Genomic DNA, 14,908 nt, shown 5'->3' with positions numbered 1-14,908 from the left:
ACTTTATACTTGTAAAAAAAATCGCATGAGTTTAGAAAAAGAAAATGATGAAATAGCCCGCACCTATGGCTTTCTTGATAGAGATGGCAAACCGATAAATATTCCTCCGGGAGGTTCTATTGGATTGTTGGCGGTTGGATTCAGAGGATTAATGGCGTGGCGTGCCAAACGCATTGCTTTCGAAAAAAATAAGAGCTCAAAAAAATCATGAAACGAAAACTATTAATAGTTGGATGGGATGCTGCCGATTGGAAAGTTATAAATCCACTAATAGAGCAGGGTGTAATGCCAAACCTGGAAAAACTAGTAAACAATGGTGTTATAGGAAATATTGCCACCCTTGACCCGCCACTGTCGCCCATGTTATGGACAAGCATTGCCACCGGCAAGCGCCCTTACAAACATGGAATTATCGGATTTGCCGAAATTGAAGAAGGAGATGAATCGGTATCGCCAATTACTATACGCAATCGTAAAGCGAAGGCCATTTGGAACATATTAAATGAACATGACTATCGCACACATGTTGTAGGTTGGTGGCCCAGTCATCCTGCCGAAAAAATAAATGGGGTATGTGTAAGCAACTTTTTTCAGAAGGCATCAGCCCCGCTAAATCAGCCATGGAAGTTGAATGATCAAACTATCTTTCCCGAATCGCTCAAAGAGCGAATTGCGCAAATGCGCATTCATCCACAAGAATTAACTGAAAATCATTTAGAAGCATTTGTGCCCGATTGCAAAAAGATAAATTTGAAGGAAGATAAATACCTTACTCCTCTTGCCCAAATTATTGCTGAAAATGCCAGTGTACATGCCGCTGCAACCTATTTACTCGAAACTGAGCCCTGGGATTTTATGGCCGTGTACTACGATGGCATCGATCATTTCAATCATGCGTTTATGAAATTTCATCCTCCTCACCAACCACATGTTGACAAGGAAATGTATGAGCTTTATAAAGATGTGGTAACGGGCGGATACCGTTTTCATGATATGATGTTAGGCAGATTACTTGAACTGGCCGGACCAGATACAACGGTTTTGTTATTGAGCGATCATGGCTTTCATCCCGATCATTTGCGCAGAAAACAAATTAATCCTGAGTTGGCAGGCCCAATGCACGAGCATAGTCAGTTTGGAATTGTATGTTTAAGCGGGCCGGGGATAAAAAAAGATGAGCTAATTTATGGTGCATCATTGCTCGACATTACTCCTACTATACTAAGCTTGTACAACCTGCCTGTAGCGCGCGATATGGATGGCAAAGTACTTAACACCATTTATACAAATCCGGCCGAAGTAAAATATATAGACACCTACGAAGATGGCAAGGCAGTTGAAATAAAACCGGTAAAAGCTGAAGGCATTGACAATGCTGTATTGCAACAGATGATTGACCTGGGCTATGTAGAAGAGCAGGGCGAAAACAAAGAGGAAAACTTTAAAAGGTTGCGAGAAGAAAATGCTTACTTCCTGGCACGTGCATACATGGATGGTGGCAAGTTTGCAGAAGCAGCCGCCATGCTCAACCCGCTGTATGAAGCACGCCCTCAATCGCAACGTATATATGGGTCGTTAATCAGCTGTTATAACAAGTTGCAGTTGTTTGATAAAGCTGAGAAAATACTACACCAATTGAAAGAGCAGTGGAAAGAGAAGTACGAAAGTCATTTGAAGGAAGCAGCCGAAAAAAATGCTACTCCTGATGTGTTTCGCTACCCTGTTAATATACTTTTTCAGGAAGCCATGATTCACTACCATTGCTTGAGATACGATATGGCCTTGCCGCTCTTTTTGCAAATAAAAGACAGTTTGCGCAATCCGGCTAACATGAATCTTTACATCGGAAATATTTACCTCAATTTACGGAATCTTAAAAAAGCACGCGAATATTTTGAAAAGGAATTAGAAATCAATTTTGATAGCTCCGAGGCACACTTTGGGTTGGGCTTATGCGCCATGCGTAGCAACAACTTGTTGCGTGCTACCAATTGCTTTCTCGATTCGGTAGGATTGCAATTCCATCAGCCTTTGGCTCATTATCATCTGGGCGAAACTTTTTTCAGAAAGAAAAAATACGAAGAAGCAGTAAGTGCCTTCGAAATTTGCCTGCAACAAAACCCTGCAATAACAAAAGCAAGGTCGCGCCTGATAAATATTTATCAAAATTATTTTGAAAATGACACACGACTCAAAATTCATAACGAATACACGCAGGAGCACCCTTTGCCCGTCATATATATTGTATCAGGCTTACCTCGTTCGGGCACATCTATGATGATGCGCATGTTGGAAGCAGGAGGCATGCAATTGTTTACAGATAAGCAACGGATGGCTGATGAAAATAATCCCGAAGGATATTTTGAGCATGCAAGTGTACTCGAACTTGCTCGCAATCATGAATGGCTAGAACATGCGGAGAACAACGTGGTAAAGGTGGTAGCACCTTTGCTGCAATTTCTACCAATGTCTTTCTCTTACAAAATTATTTTTATGAAAAGAGACATTGACGAAATTATGCTTTCTCAACAAACCATGTTGCAACGCTTAGGTAAAACAAAAAAGAATACAGCTTACAATATTCAGCTAAAGCAACAGTACGAAACACTGCTGGAAGATGTCAGGATATGGAAAAATAAATTTGCAAAAAACGTTAGTTGGCTCGAAGTAGATTACAACCAAATGCAACAGAATTCCGGATTGATAGATGAGCTTGAAAAGTTTGTATCAAGGAAACTTGATGCCGATATGATGAAAGAAGTATATAACCCCAATCTTTATCGAAGTAAAATAATAAGCATGTGATTTGGTTCTCCGAAATAAATTAGTTTAATTTGTGTTAAATTAAATTTTTAAACAAAATTAACTATGATTAAAAAATACAAAACAAGTACGAAAAAAACTAACACCTCTAAGCGCATTATGAGCTATACCGCTTTGGGTGCAGCACTTACGGCTGCAGCTACTGATAGCAAAGCTCAAATTGTATATACAGATGTAGTGCCTGATCAGGTACTGGTAGGAACAACATTTGACATTGATTTTGATGGTGATGGCACAATCGAGTTTCAGCTCAATCAAAATTTTAACTCGGGATTGTCGGCAAATGCATGTCAATTATATGTACAGTCAGGTGCACCAGCACATAAGGTGATGGCAAGCACTGGACCAGCAAGCTATTTATATCCATTAAAACTGGCGGCTGGAGCACCAATTGCTGTTAGTAATGCAGATATGAAAGACTTTACCGCACAACCGCTAATGAGTTTTGTATTCTGGTATACCCAAAACGGAACTGGCTTTGGCAACTTTGTTGGCCAGAGTGGCTATTTTGGATTTCAATTTGTAAGTGGTGCAGGTAATACACATACGGGTTGGGCCGAAGTTGAATGTTCTGCTAATGGCGATTCTCTTACCCTAAAATCATACGCCTATGAAGCTACTGCGGGTACTACTATTTTAGCTGGGGCTATTTCATCTTCGGTAAACGAAGTAAAAAATGAAAATTTTAAAATTGGTGATGTTTTCCCAAATCCATTACAGCAAGGTTTGGCAAGGTTGCCAATTATTAGCAAGCAAACTGAAGAATTATCGTTTGAGTTGTTTAACGGAATAGGTGATGTAGTTCGTAGTCAAACTCAATCAGTAAATGCGGGACGTTCGGTGGTTACTTTAGATTATTCAGACTTAGCATCTGGTAGCTACTTTATTAAAATAACCGGAAAAGATTTTAGTACGTTTAAGAAATTAAATATTACCAAATAATCTTAGTTTTTGGCACAAAAAAAACCTTGCATCCTGCAAGGTTTTTTTTTGCTCCTTATTCCTTAACCAGATAGTCTGATTTAATTAATTCTGATTTTCCATCATGTGTTACGGTATATTCAAAACCGCTTTTCATACCATAGGAGCCAGTGTTTCCGCTTTTATCAATAGCAATAAAACATATCAACTCATTACGATATGAAGGGTATTTATTATAGATGCGCTTTACTGCATGCTCACATGCTTTTTGGGGAGACATGCCATCGCGCATTTTTTCTACAATGAGAAAGGTGCCACATGACTTAATCATAGCTTCGCCAAGTCCGGTTGCCGTAGCAGCCCCTACCTCATTATCAACAAATAATCCGGCACCAATAACAGGACTATCGCCAAAGCGGCCTCGTATTTTATATGCCCAACCACTTGTACTGCACACTCCTCCCAGGTTTCCGTGTGTATCAAGCGCTATCATGCCTACGGTATCGTGTTGCGTGGCGTTAGGCGATGGGTTGTATGAATTATTTTTTTTCCATTCGAGCCAACTGCGCATAGATAACTCAGTGTGAAGGTTTTGTTTTTTAAAACCATTTTCGAGGGCAAATTGCTGTGCGCCACTTCCTGCCAGATATACGTGGGGTGTTTTTTCCATTACCATACGTGCAACCGAACAAGGGTGTAAAATTTCTTCCAAAAAAACTACGCTGCCACAATTGCCAAACTCGTCCATCACACATGCATCCAACGTTATTTTGCCATCACGGTCTGGAAAGCCACCAAGGCCAACACTTGTGTCGTTTGGATCAGATTCAATTATCCTTACCCCTGCTTCGCATACATCAATGGCACGTGCTCCCGCTGCCAATTTTTCCCAACCTACCGGATTAGACTTTAACCCCGAATTCCAGGTTGTAAGAATAACAGGACTTGCAGAGGTGTTTGCCTTTACTCCATCGGGTAACAATAGTGTACCTAAGGCAAGTGCCGATGTTTTCTTTAAAAATAATCTTCGCGATTCAACCATTCATTTTATAAATTAAAATAGCTTAGGTCCAATTGCCTTTTGGAGCAAGAAATTGGTTTTCCAATTATCTGAATAAAAAGGATAATTGTTGTAGTTAATATTCTAAGCAGACCGACCCGTTCAGGTTGTGGTAATAAATTAATCTAGCAGAACAGGAAAGGTATTTAATGTGAGCAGCCAATTATATAACCGATTAGGCATAATGCGCCTATCACCCAAAACATAGCCAAAACACTTGTTCCGCTATGTCCAAAATATGTATCCATAAACTTTCTCATCTCAATGGTATTTTTATACTTAGTTTTGACGCGCAAAAATAGACCATTTTCTGCATGCTCCAAATCAAATTTAGTTTTGTGTCAGAATAATATATTTAAAAGTTTAGCTTTTCACAAACTTCTTACTCAACCGCTCTGCTTCCGTTTCCAAATATACCAAATATACTCCACTTGCCCAACCAGCACAATCCACATCCAAGGTAAAATATCCTGCATTTGACTTCAAACTTTTAACTTCAAACTCCCGTGCCCATCGTATATCCGCACCGTTACATTTTTCCCCTTTACATTTTGTGCATTGATAAACAACTTCTCCCATGCCGATAAGTAGGTGCATTGTATTCTCCCCTCTCCTGAAGGAGAGGGGCCGCGGGGTGAGGCTTGCAATAATACAAGCACTATCGCCAGGCAAATCATAATCAGGATAATTGGGCAAACCCCAGTATGTTCTATTGCCACCAAGGTAAAAACTATAAGGTGTAAAGTTGCATTTAAGCCCTGCACTATCAGGGTCGTTTATTACGCTTAGGTAGGTGTTGTAGATGTTGTAGGTATTATCGGGGTAGGGGTATGGAAATGGATAAGGCCAAGCTGTATCAACATAACATTTACTCCAACAAATATTGCTGTCAGGTGCAAGCTTAAGCCAGCCTCCACCAAATGATCAGGGCTGTTTCATTCTAAATTATACACAATGAAGTATTGATAAAAAAGCTTGACAGGCTAATGTTTCTTACAAAAGCGGCAGTAAGATTAAAGTCAAATTCAAGGCAATGAAAAAGACACATTCTCTTACTGCGCTGCTTTCAAAAGTCAAAGAAAAAGGAGAAAGCAAGGTACACGACACTCGTTTGAAAATATTTATGTTATCGTTATTCTTTCAACTATGAATGGGTACATAGGTTATCGAGGGATGGAGGATTTTATGATTCGATTTAAAACGGAATTGGAATCCGTTTTAAAATCGCCAACACATGGATTACCATCTTATTCTTCCATTAGACGAGTTATGCAACACACTCATTTTAACATTGTTTCGAGCATATTCAACCGATGGATAAGGTCACAAGTTAAATTAAAAAAAGGGAGTGGGCGCATGCAGATGGTAAGGGTATTAAGGGTACTGTTACAAACTGCGATAACAAGTATCAAAAATTTGTTTCAATAGTAAGCCTTTGGGTAAGTCGCATTGGAATAACAATCGCAGAGGAAACAATTAATAACAAAAAACAAAGTGAAATACAGACCTTTCAAAAGTTGATACAAGAAATTGCTATAAGTGGTCTAATCATTACGGCTGATGCCATTCATTGTCAAAAAAAACTGCAAGCCAAATCATCAAATCTAAAAATGACTATGTATTAAAAATAAAAAAGAATCAGTCAAAATTATTAGAACAAGCGCAGCATATTAGACGCCATCATAAAGCTCAAAGTACATTTAGCAAATCAGAAAAGAACAGAGGCAGAAAGGAAACAAGAATCATAAAAACATATCTTGTGAATGATGACATAAAGGGAAGTTGGGAAGGAGCCAAAATGATTATATACGTTTTGCAAGACGAAGGAAACGAAAGGGAAAAATGTCCACTAACGAATCATTGTATCTGGGCAGCATAATTTTACACGCTAAACAATATGCGCATGGCATAAGAGCCCACTGGGGAATCGAAAACTCGCTTCATTATTTAAAAGATGTTACCTTCAAAGAAGATGGATCAAAAATTAATAGCGGCAATGCACCAGAGATCATGTCATTAGTTACAAATTTAGTCATCAACGTTTTTCGCATAAATTTTGAAACCACAATAAAGAAGGCAATCAGGCAAAACGCTGGTAAAATCAAGCAACAAGCCCAGTTGATTTTAGAATGAAACAGCCCTGCCCCAGCGGTGATTGTGCTAGGCCATTACCTGGGACTATTTTTTTAAATCCAGTAGCAAGTATTCCTGTACCACGATTTGTACCCGGCATCAATTCTATTAAATCATTAAAAATATTATTTCTTATAATGGCTGTACAGCCATCAACATAAATTCCATAATCTAAATTGCGAAAAATATTTTCATCCACATTTATTACACCTGAATAATAACCGCCAATATTAATATTGCTTAAATTAGCTAGTACCAATGTTAGCTCGTTGCCCAAAATTTGGGGGAATGCAGGTTTGAGCAATCATATTTACAAGATTATTGCATTGAAAATTGCTTCCATAAATAATTGAACTATTTGAAAATCCCGCGCTATTTTCGAATAATATACCCATATGATTTTTATTAAACACCAAATTGATGGGCTTTATTTGAGCTTGCCCGTTCACATAAATCGCATGTTCAGCATCTTCTATCCAGCTTATTGCAGTTTTATTGTAAAATGATACAACAGTATTATTGGTTGAATTATTAATAGTAATGCCATCCCACATATAGCCACAGCAAACATGGAAATAGCAGCCGTTGGGTCCTTCAAAATTTGCGGTTAACGCTGCCATAGCCGAGGCGGTGTTGGCATGTTTTGCAATAATTAAATATAAGGCAGAGGTGTCAGCAGTGAATTTTAAAAATAAATTAATGTCAGGCATTGTGTAATCGGTAAAATTGTAATTGTAGTTTATTGTGTTTACCACGATGGCAGTATGGCAATTATTTCCATAACTTTTTGTTTGCATCATAACAAATAATAAGAGCATTAAAATTACTTTTGGAAACTTAATTTTGCTGAACTGCTAATTAATTTGAAGGCATTGAAATTAAGATTTAAATTTTGCAATTTCATAAATCTTGCATTTAAAATGTTTAATAACTAATTTAATTTCGTTTAGAGAAACCATTTATTGGGCAATAGTAAAAAGTGAGGCCTGGCAACCTCTAATGCTGTTTAGATTGCAATGTTGCACTAAGTAGCAAGTTGAGCACTAAAAGATTTTTGCAAGAAAATTAAAACGGAATTTCAAAGAGCGTATCACTAAATAAAGTAATTTAGGAATTCGAATTACATTAACATATAAAAATATTTCAATCTTAAAAACAACCCCACAATACCCACAGCAGTAAAATGAAAAAAATATACCACCTTGGCAATTGCGATACGTGTCAGCGAATAATAAAGCAATGGAAACCAGGAAAAGAAATTATCCTTCAAAATATAAAGGAAGAACCAATAACAAGTGAACAACTTGAGCAAATGCAACAGTTGGCAGGAAGTTATGAATCGCTATTTAGTAGAATTGCACTTAAATATCGCGCCTTGAAATTGAGCGAAAAGACACTAACCGAAAGTGATTACCGCAATTATATTTTGCAGGAATATACGTTCCTTAAAAGGCCTGTGCTTATTTTAGACAATGCCATTTATATTGGCAATGCTCCCAAAACAGTGGAGGCTGCTTCAGAAGCCATCAGAAAAAGCAGAACAAAACGTTAAGCTACAAGTCTCTTGTCGAAAAATTTAACTCCCCATCTGGCAGTTTTTATTGCCAACCTGATATATGGTATTAACTATGCTATTGCCAAGCAGGTTATGCCTTCGTTAATAAAGCCGTTCGGCTTTATTTTTCTGCGTATGTACTGCAATGCTCTTGTTTCAGGTAGCACACAGGCTTATTGTAAAGGAGAAGATTGACAAAAAAGATATTCCTCGTTTTATCCTTTGTGGCTTGTTTGGTGTTGCTATCAATCAGCTTTTGTTTTTCAAAGGGCTATCGCTTACAAACCCGGTAAATGCTGCACTGATGATGACTACCAACCCATTGCAGGTTATGCTATTTGCATTTCTCATAATTAATGAACGTATCTCCGCAATAAAATTAGCAGGCATCATTCTTGGATTTACCGGAGCGATTTTGATTATTGCCAGCGGGGGTAATTTTTCGTTTAGCAGCCAAACATTTGTTGGTGACCTTTGCATATTTTTTAATTCGCTTTCCTATGCACTTTTTATTGTCCTAGTAAAACCTCTGCTTTCCAAATACCGGCCTCTAACTGTAATGAAATGGGTATTTACATTTGGCGTATTGGTAGTAATTCCGTTTGGGTATAATGAGTTTTTACAAGTTGAGTGGAATTCAATTGTTTTTGTTGACTGGCTGCGAATTATTTTTGTTGTTATAGGCACAACTTTTATTGCCTATCTGCTCAATACCTTTGCATTGCAGCGGTTGAGTCCTTCGGTTGTAAGTGCGTACATTTATTCCCAACCGGTATTCGCTACCTTAATGGGCATAATCATTGGCACAGGTTATCCACACTTGATACACTACATTGCAGCAATATTTATTTTTTCGGGAATTTATCTGGCAGGCATCTATAAAGCAAAAACAAATTAAAAAGGATACCAACTTCTACTGCAGGTGAGGCGCTATCAATCAAGCATCAGCCAGCTTGTTTTTTAATTTAGTAATCACATTAACCTCTACAGCATCAATGCCCTTTTTATCTGCCAGGAAACAGCTTATCCAATCACCTATATGCACCAAGTATAACGTGCGTGCCAATTGCGAATTTCCTTTACTATGAATATAGAAAATGTGTGGAGTCACTTGTTTAACTACCTCGGCACTGTATTCCATTCTTGCAATGGTACGTATATAGTCATCGTCATTTCTAAAAAAGATAACTGCCAGTTTATCGTTGGCATCTACCCATCCTACCAATTCATTGTGATTCATTTCTGGTAAGGCATTATGCCAGCATAGCATTTTCGAATTTTCGTTTATCTGTTGACGAAAACGAACACTTACGCCTTCGTATTTGGCATCACTATAGATTACCGGAATTTTATTAAAGAGCTTGTCTGACAACTCCTGTGCTTCGGTTCGTATATCGGCCTGACATGAATCAATCATCCTGATAGCCTCTTCTATTTCTTTTAAAAATGAATCGCTACACAAGCCTTTGGCATTTAATACAAACAGTAATTGTGTAAATGAAAAGCCAAACATGCTGCGCGGTGGCATGCCGGAGGGTATCACAATATATTCAATATTACTTCGCTTGGCTATATCAATTACGGCACCTCCCGAAGCAATACAAACTATTTGCGCTTTTTATCCTGTGCAATGATTAATGCCTGTAAGGTCTCTTCGGTATTGCCCGAGTACGAACTTACGATGACCAACGTGTTTTCATTTACAAATGCGGGAGGAAAATAATCCTTGCAAACTACTAGTGGAATACGCAATTGCTGATCGAGCACTTGCCCGGCAATAGTGCCACCTATGCCCGAACCTCCCAGGCCCGTAATAAGAATATTCCGAATTTCGGTGGTAGGCTTTTGAAGCGATGCTGCTTTGCCTATTTGGAGGGCAGCACTAAGGTGTTTGGTAAAATCAGCTACTAAATCTTTCATATCGTGTCCTAGTTTGTTTGTTAGAAAAGTGGTGCGAAAGTAAACACCTCTTTTGCCTTATCCAAAAAATGAATAACAAAGCCTCTTCTTAAATTTTGGCGAATAACCTGCAGTTGTGCGTGCCTAAATCCTATTGATAGAACCAAAGTGATAGATTAACAATTACTATTTGGCAAAACTATTTGTACGTTAATAATGGGTTAACTAACAACGCAGAAAGAAAAGAGAATTGTCATATTCGTTATGTTTACAGCATAATTAATAATTTGAATTGATGAGAAAGATTTTTTTTATTTCTGTTTTAGCGTGTGTTGCCACTTTTGTAAATGCGCAACCTGTTAATAATGCCAACAATCTTAGCGACTACTCGCGCAAGGTAGCGGCACTTTTTCAAATGGTGGATCAATTTTATGTGGATACACTGCAAGAAGAAAAAATTGTAGATGATGGAATCCGAAGTATGCTTAAAGACCTGGACCCACACTCCGTCTATATTCCGGCTGCAGAGTTGAAACAAGCTAATGAGCCTTTGGTAGGAAAATTTGAAGGCATAGGTGTACAGTTTAATATATTGCAGGATACGATATTAATAACAGGAACTGTACCCGGAGGCCCATCAGAAAAATTGGGCATACGTGCAGGCGACCGTATTATTAAAATAGAAGACAGTGTGGTAGCTGGCACTAAAATTAAGAACAACGATGTATTAAAAAAACTTCGTGGCGATAAAGGAACCAAAGTGAAAGTAAGCCTTATGCGCAGAGGCGAAGTTGAACTTCTTGACTATGTAATTACTCGCGACAAAATTCCACTCTTTAGTGTAGATGCATCGTTTATGCTGTCGCCTAAAATAGGATATGTAAAAATTTCGCGATTTGCTGACAGCACTGTCGAAGAATTTAAAGAAGCCCTTGATTCGCTGCAAAAGAGGGGTGCCGAAAATCTGGTACTCGACCTGCAAGGCAATGGTGGCGGATATCTTAACCGTGCTATTGAGTTGGCTGACGAATTTCTAACGAACGATAAACTGATTGTATTTACAGAAGGGCGTAATAATCCGCGCAGCGAAAATTATAGCACCACCCGTGGTGGATTTGAAAAAGGGAAACTAATTGTTTTGATAGATGAAGGGTCAGCATCGGCAAGCGAGATTGTGTCGGGTGCAATACAAGACTGGGATCGTGGGCTCATTATAGGCAGACGCTCGTTTGGTAAAGGCCTGGTGCAAAAGCCATATAGCCTTCCCGATGGATCGGCAGTGCGTTTAACCATTGCCCGTTATTATACCCCAAGTGGAAGATGTATACAGAAGTCATACAGTAAGGGTGACGAAGATTATGATGAGGAATTGGGAGAGCGTACCAAGAATGGCGAGTTGTATTATTTCGACAGCATTCCTCGTATAGACTCACTAAAAAGATCTACTAATGCTAAACGCACCGTATATGGGGGTGGAGGAATTACACCTGATATATTTGTACCGCTTGATACCAGCTTGAATAGTAAATTCTATCGCGATATAATTCGCAAAGGGCTTATGATTGAATTTACACTCACCTATGTAGACGACAACCGCAGCGAGTTGAAGGAGAAATACCCCAATATTTCAGTGTTTAAAACCGGATTTAATACTGACGAAGCTTTTATGAAACGCTTCTTTGATTATTGCGAAAAGAAAGAATTGAAATTTGACGAAGAAGGCTACAAGACTTCGGGCAAGGCGTTGCGCACTGTAATGAAAGCATACATAGCTCGCGATTTATGGAATACGAGTGCCTATTTTGAAATCGTTAGTCAGCTCAACGAACCGCTGCAGGTAGCCATCAAAGCCATGAACGACAACTCGTTTGAAAAAAACAAAATCTCTGTCAGATAAGAACCTGACCCGAATCAGACTCTTAATAAATCTGCCTTTTGCACAGATAAACTAATTAAAATTATTTTTTATTAAATAAAAACTTTTTACTTTTGCGCCCCTGTAAATGGAAGTCTATTGACTGATGGTGTAAGGGTAGCACAACAGTTTTTGGTTCTGTTAGTCTAGGTTCGAATCCTAGTCGGTCAACAAAGAAACATTTTAATCCCTGCACTTTATGTGTGGGGATTTTTGCTTTTCAATTTCTTTTTTGTACGATGGTTTCTGAACTTCATTAATATCCACAAGCAAAATAATACAGCAAGGAGGGCGGTTACTAAAGGTAGTAACAATGCCAGTATACTACCGCCAATGGCGGCAGAGCTTTCTACTGTTGCAACCACCGGATTGGCCACACCACCGGTAGTTGCCGTGCTAGCGCCACGCAAAAGCATGGTTGATGTTTGCATCAATCCTGCACTACCACCTCCTATAATCAGGGCAAGCGTCCATTTTGAAGCTGGGTCTAACTCTACAAAAGCTGAAGCAGAAATAATAGTACCGGCTATCACACTTGCCGGGGCAGCTATGGTATCAAGAAGGTGGTCAAGGTAAGGAATTTTGAAAGCCAAAATTTCGACCACAGCAGCAATGGCAAAACAAGAAATTGCCGCCCAACTGCCTAACCATAAAAATGAATCGGCCACAGGTAACCATTGGTAGCGAGCTGCTAAACCTGCTGCCAACAAAGGCACAAAAACTCGTAAACCACAACAAGCACTGAGACCCAGGCCCAAAGCAGCTGAAAGTAAAATTTGCGAATACTCCATTTACATTATCAATGACATTTAAACTCTTCAAATGGTTGTTGGCAGGCATTGCAATAATGCAATGCTTTACAGGCAGTGCTCCCAAAGGCGCTGGTTAGTTTGGTATCGGTACTACTGCAAAATGGGCAGGTAACATTTTTACGCTTGCCATTAAGCAAGTTTTCCAAATGGCTTGCCGTGCTTTGCTCAGGAGGGGCTATGCCATACTCCTTTAATTTCCTTTTGGTGCTATCACTAAGCCAATCTGTGGTCCAGGCCGGACTTAAAATAGTGCGTATTTTGTAATTTGTAATTTGATGCTCGTGCAATTTCTTCTCAATTTCCTCTTCCATCACCTTCATGGCAGGACATCCGCTATAGGTTGGGGTAATTTTTATTTCTAAAACATCCCCGGCATAATTGATATCGCGCACAACACCCAACTCCACTATGCTTATGGCAGGCACTTCCGGATCAGGGATGGTGTTTAGGAGTGAAAAAAGCTGCTCCGTTGAAAATGTACTTGTTGACATTTTTAAAATTGAATTTGCTGAAAGCGATAGGCTCTATTTCTTTATTCAAATTTAAGCCACTCTTTCAAATTAGATTTTTGTAAAATTAAAATAAATATCGCTTCGCTATACCAATGTCTCATACGAATCACAATTCTGTTTACGTTACTTCGCATCCTTAATCTTTTTTAATCAAATTTTCTGCAAATAGTTTAACCTCGCTTTCGAGCAAATCGTTTATAGTATCCGTTAACAAAATCACAAATATCAAAAAAAGTATGATTTATGTCGGCAACCAGTTACTTCCACTTAGCAGCACTTATAAAGCAAAGGTGATTGATGCGTTGAAAGCGTTATAAAATTACACGCTTATTACTGCAATATTTTTAATAAAAAATCTTCAATTAAAAAAATGGCCTTTACCATCCTCTAACATGTCTTTTCGAAAATAGCGGTTGGTGCTGATTGTATAAAAAAAAACTAATTTCTTTCTGGCAGTCCTTGTCACTATTCACAAATTGAAATACATACAAGCTAATTGGTATTACCACTGCGTTCCTGGATAAGCCCTTGGCAACCATTGCATCTCGGCAAGTATGTACCCCAAGTGCTCGGTATGTATCCCTTTGCGCGATCCTGTTCTTGTAAAATTTGCTACTGGATTAAATTTAACCTTTGCTTGTGTGCATACCTCATTTATTTTTTGCAACCATTGTTGTTTTACAATTTCTAAATCGGCACCTATACCTTGTGCATGCAAGTCGCGGTCAATGGCATCTACATCAAATAAATCGTCAACATATTGTTGCAACTCATCAATGGCCTCTTGTAAGCGTACGTTACTTTCTTCGGTACCATCACCCAGGCGCAACATCCAATCGGTGCTATGGCGCAGGTGATAGGTTACTTCTTTAATGGCCTTTTGCGCAAAGCCTTTGATGGTTTCGTCTTTGCTTGCCACCAACTGATTGAAAAAGTAATACTGATAAGTACTTAGAAAAAAATGTCTCGTCATGGTTTTAGCAAAATCTCCATTGGGCTGTTCGGCCATCATTAAATTCCGAAACTGCCGGGCATCGCGCTTAAAAGCAAGTTCGTCTTCATCGCGCCCTTCGCCTTCTATTTGTCCTGCATAGCTCAACATGGTACGCGCCTGACCAATAAGATCGAGCGCCATATTTTGTAATGCAATATCTTCTTCCAGTATGGGGCCGTGGCCACACCACTCGCTAAGGCGATGTGCCAATACCAAACTTGTATCGCCTATGCGCAGGCAGTATTCGTATATAGCTGAATTCATATTTCCTGGTAAATTATTAT

At 38.9% G+C, this 14,908-nt stretch carries 19 protein-coding genes and 1 tRNA gene; 11 read left to right on the top strand and 9 right to left on the bottom strand.

The genetic code is table 11. The features are described 5' to 3' along the window. Positions 1-25 precede the first annotated feature (25 nt). The 3 genes from IPO27_03475 to IPO27_03465 all read left to right on the top strand — a co-directional run bounded on the left by IPO27_03475 (position 26) and on the right by IPO27_03465 (position 3,765). On the top strand, positions 26-211 hold the full coding sequence (locus IPO27_03475) for a hypothetical protein (GenBank protein MBK8845657.1): 186 nt from the start codon (positions 26-28) through the stop codon (positions 209-211). Further along, positions 208-2,805, top strand: a complete 2,598-nt coding sequence (locus IPO27_03470; protein ID MBK8845656.1) for an alkaline phosphatase family protein — start codon at positions 208-210, stop codon at positions 2,803-2,805. The genes IPO27_03475 and IPO27_03470 overlap by 4 nt, the downstream gene beginning before the upstream one ends. A 63-nt stretch (positions 2,806-2,868) precedes the next feature. Further along, positions 2,869-3,765, top strand: coding sequence for a T9SS type A sorting domain-containing protein (locus IPO27_03465; protein MBK8845655.1), 897 nt, complete (start codon positions 2,869-2,871; stop codon positions 3,763-3,765). A gap of 55 nt (positions 3,766-3,820) precedes the next feature. On the opposite strand, the gene IPO27_03460 is transcribed toward IPO27_03465, so the two are convergent. Then, positions 3,821-4,786 carry a N(4)-(beta-N-acetylglucosaminyl)-L-asparaginase gene (locus tag IPO27_03460; GenBank protein ID MBK8845654.1) on the bottom strand — a complete coding sequence of 322 codons (966 nt, stop codon included), beginning with the start codon at positions 4,784-4,786 and terminating at the stop codon, positions 3,821-3,823. Between the two features lie 381 nt (positions 4,787-5,167). Then, the gene (locus IPO27_03455; protein ID MBK8845653.1) at positions 5,168-5,401 is read right to left on the bottom strand and encodes a T9SS type A sorting domain-containing protein; all 234 of its coding nucleotides are present in this window, start codon (positions 5,399-5,401) and stop codon (positions 5,168-5,170) included. A gap of 426 nt (positions 5,402-5,827) precedes the next feature. Here IPO27_03455 and IPO27_03450 point away from each other — a divergent pair, with 426 nt between their 5' ends. The 3 genes from IPO27_03450 to IPO27_03440 all read left to right on the top strand — a co-directional run bounded on the left by IPO27_03450 (position 5,828) and on the right by IPO27_03440 (position 6,937). Further along, entirely contained in the window at positions 5,828-6,232 is a 405-nt protein-coding gene (locus IPO27_03450) for a transposase family protein (protein MBK8845652.1), read from the top strand. A gap of 142 nt (positions 6,233-6,374) precedes the next feature. After that, the gene (locus tag IPO27_03445; protein MBK8845651.1) at positions 6,375-6,683 is read left to right on the top strand and encodes a hypothetical protein; all 309 of its coding nucleotides are present in this window, start codon (positions 6,375-6,377) and stop codon (positions 6,681-6,683) included. Then, the gene (locus IPO27_03440) at positions 6,647-6,937 is read left to right on the top strand and encodes a transposase (GenBank protein ID MBK8845650.1); all 291 of its coding nucleotides are present in this window, start codon (positions 6,647-6,649) and stop codon (positions 6,935-6,937) included. The genes IPO27_03445 and IPO27_03440 overlap by 37 nt, the downstream gene beginning before the upstream one ends. Here IPO27_03440 and IPO27_03435 read toward each other — a convergent pair. Together IPO27_03435 and IPO27_03430 are read right to left on the bottom strand one after the other, a co-directional pair. Beyond that, positions 6,906-7,196 (bottom strand): hypothetical protein, encoded by a 291-nt coding sequence (locus IPO27_03435; protein ID MBK8845649.1) that lies wholly within the window; start codon positions 7,194-7,196, stop codon positions 6,906-6,908. The genes IPO27_03440 and IPO27_03435 overlap by 32 nt on opposite strands. After that, entirely contained in the window at positions 7,183-7,737 is a 555-nt protein-coding gene (locus IPO27_03430; protein MBK8845648.1) for a hypothetical protein, read from the bottom strand. The genes IPO27_03435 and IPO27_03430 overlap by 14 nt, the downstream gene beginning before the upstream one ends. A 383-nt stretch (positions 7,738-8,120) precedes the next feature. Here IPO27_03430 and IPO27_03425 point away from each other — a divergent pair, with 383 nt between their 5' ends. From IPO27_03425 to IPO27_03415, 3 genes are read left to right on the top strand one after another with little or no spacing between them, the layout of a single operon-like run. Then, complete coding sequence (locus IPO27_03425; protein ID MBK8845647.1) at positions 8,121-8,489, top strand: hypothetical protein; 369 nt, start codon at positions 8,121-8,123, stop codon at positions 8,487-8,489. A 12-nt stretch (positions 8,490-8,501) separates the two neighbouring features. After that, complete coding sequence (locus tag IPO27_03420) at positions 8,502-8,687, top strand: hypothetical protein (GenBank protein MBK8845646.1); 186 nt, start codon at positions 8,502-8,504, stop codon at positions 8,685-8,687. Continuing rightward, complete coding sequence (locus IPO27_03415) at positions 8,638-9,390, top strand: EamA family transporter (protein ID MBK8845645.1); 753 nt, start codon at positions 8,638-8,640, stop codon at positions 9,388-9,390. The genes IPO27_03420 and IPO27_03415 overlap by 50 nt, the downstream gene beginning before the upstream one ends. A 39-nt stretch (positions 9,391-9,429) precedes the next feature. Here the strand turns inward: IPO27_03415 and IPO27_03410 are convergent, their stop codons facing one another. After that, complete coding sequence (locus IPO27_03410; protein MBK8845644.1) at positions 9,430-10,035, bottom strand: hypothetical protein; 606 nt, start codon at positions 10,033-10,035, stop codon at positions 9,430-9,432. 62 nt (positions 10,036-10,097) lie between these two features. Beyond that, positions 10,098-10,412: a hypothetical protein gene (locus tag IPO27_03405; GenBank protein MBK8845643.1), complete on the bottom strand. Its 315-nt coding sequence runs from the start codon at positions 10,410-10,412 to the stop codon at positions 10,098-10,100. A 274-nt stretch (positions 10,413-10,686) separates the two neighbouring features. On the opposite strand from IPO27_03405, the gene IPO27_03400 reads away from it, so the two are divergent. Both IPO27_03400 and IPO27_03395 read left to right on the top strand, forming a co-directional pair. Further along, the gene (locus tag IPO27_03400) at positions 10,687-12,288 is read left to right on the top strand and encodes a PDZ domain-containing protein (protein MBK8845642.1); all 1,602 of its coding nucleotides are present in this window, start codon (positions 10,687-10,689) and stop codon (positions 12,286-12,288) included. A 118-nt stretch (positions 12,289-12,406) separates the two neighbouring features. Then, positions 12,407-12,477, top strand: a tRNA-Gln gene (locus IPO27_03395). 26 nt (positions 12,478-12,503) lie between these two features. Here IPO27_03395 and IPO27_03390 read toward each other — a convergent pair. The 3 genes from IPO27_03390 to paaC form a co-directional block, all read right to left on the bottom strand. Continuing rightward, positions 12,504-13,097: a DUF4126 domain-containing protein gene (locus tag IPO27_03390; protein MBK8845641.1), complete on the bottom strand. Its 594-nt coding sequence runs from the start codon at positions 13,095-13,097 to the stop codon at positions 12,504-12,506. Positions 13,098-13,105: 8 nt separating this feature from the next. Continuing rightward, positions 13,106-13,609 (bottom strand): phenylacetate-CoA oxygenase subunit PaaJ, encoded by a 504-nt coding sequence (gene paaJ / locus IPO27_03385; protein ID MBK8845640.1) that lies wholly within the window; start codon positions 13,607-13,609, stop codon positions 13,106-13,108. A 523-nt stretch (positions 13,610-14,132) separates the two neighbouring features. Further along, positions 14,133-14,888, bottom strand: a complete 756-nt coding sequence (gene paaC, locus IPO27_03380) for a phenylacetate-CoA oxygenase subunit PaaC (protein ID MBK8845639.1) — start codon at positions 14,886-14,888, stop codon at positions 14,133-14,135. Positions 14,889-14,908: the final 20 nt, after the last annotated feature.

This window comes from Bacteroidota bacterium (genome assembly GCA_016714535.1).
Classification (GTDB): Bacteria; Bacteroidota; Bacteroidia; order AKYH767-A; family OLB10; genus JADKFV01.
The sequence above is the reverse complement of the archived record's forward strand: the minus strand, read 5'-3'. Positions and strand labels throughout refer to the sequence as shown.

Excerpts from the sequence above, each read along its gene's own strand:
- IPO27_03475 (MBK8845657.1), top strand. The coding sequence starts at position 26 with ATGAGTTTAGAAAAAGAAAATGATGAAATAGCCCGCACCTATGGCTTT.
- IPO27_03470 (MBK8845656.1), top strand. The coding sequence starts at position 208 with ATGAAACGAAAACTATTAATAGTTGGATGGGATGCTGCCGATTGGAAA.
- IPO27_03465 (MBK8845655.1), top strand. The coding sequence starts at position 2,869 with ATGATTAAAAAATACAAAACAAGTACGAAAAAAACTAACACCTCTAAG.
- IPO27_03460 (MBK8845654.1), bottom strand. The coding sequence starts at position 4,786 with ATGGTTGAATCGCGAAGATTATTTTTAAAGAAAACATCGGCACTTGCC.
- IPO27_03455 (MBK8845653.1), bottom strand. The coding sequence starts at position 5,401 with ATGCACCTACTTATCGGCATGGGAGAAGTTGTTTATCAATGCACAAAA.
- IPO27_03440 (MBK8845650.1), top strand. The coding sequence starts at position 6,647 with ATGTCCACTAACGAATCATTGTATCTGGGCAGCATAATTTTACACGCT.
- IPO27_03430 (MBK8845648.1), bottom strand. The coding sequence starts at position 7,737 with ATGATGCAAACAAAAAGTTATGGAAATAATTGCCATACTGCCATCGTG.
- IPO27_03425 (MBK8845647.1), top strand. The coding sequence starts at position 8,121 with ATGAAAAAAATATACCACCTTGGCAATTGCGATACGTGTCAGCGAATA.
- IPO27_03415 (MBK8845645.1), top strand. The coding sequence starts at position 8,638 with ATGCTCTTGTTTCAGGTAGCACACAGGCTTATTGTAAAGGAGAAGATT.
- IPO27_03405 (MBK8845643.1), bottom strand. The coding sequence starts at position 10,412 with ATGAAAGATTTAGTAGCTGATTTTACCAAACACCTTAGTGCTGCCCTC.
- IPO27_03400 (MBK8845642.1), top strand. The coding sequence starts at position 10,687 with ATGAGAAAGATTTTTTTTATTTCTGTTTTAGCGTGTGTTGCCACTTTT.
- IPO27_03390 (MBK8845641.1), bottom strand. The coding sequence starts at position 13,097 with ATGGAGTATTCGCAAATTTTACTTTCAGCTGCTTTGGGCCTGGGTCTC.
- paaJ (MBK8845640.1), bottom strand. The coding sequence starts at position 13,609 with ATGTCAACAAGTACATTTTCAACGGAGCAGCTTTTTTCACTCCTAAAC.
- paaC (MBK8845639.1), bottom strand. The coding sequence starts at position 14,888 with ATGAATTCAGCTATATACGAATACTGCCTGCGCATAGGCGATACAAGT.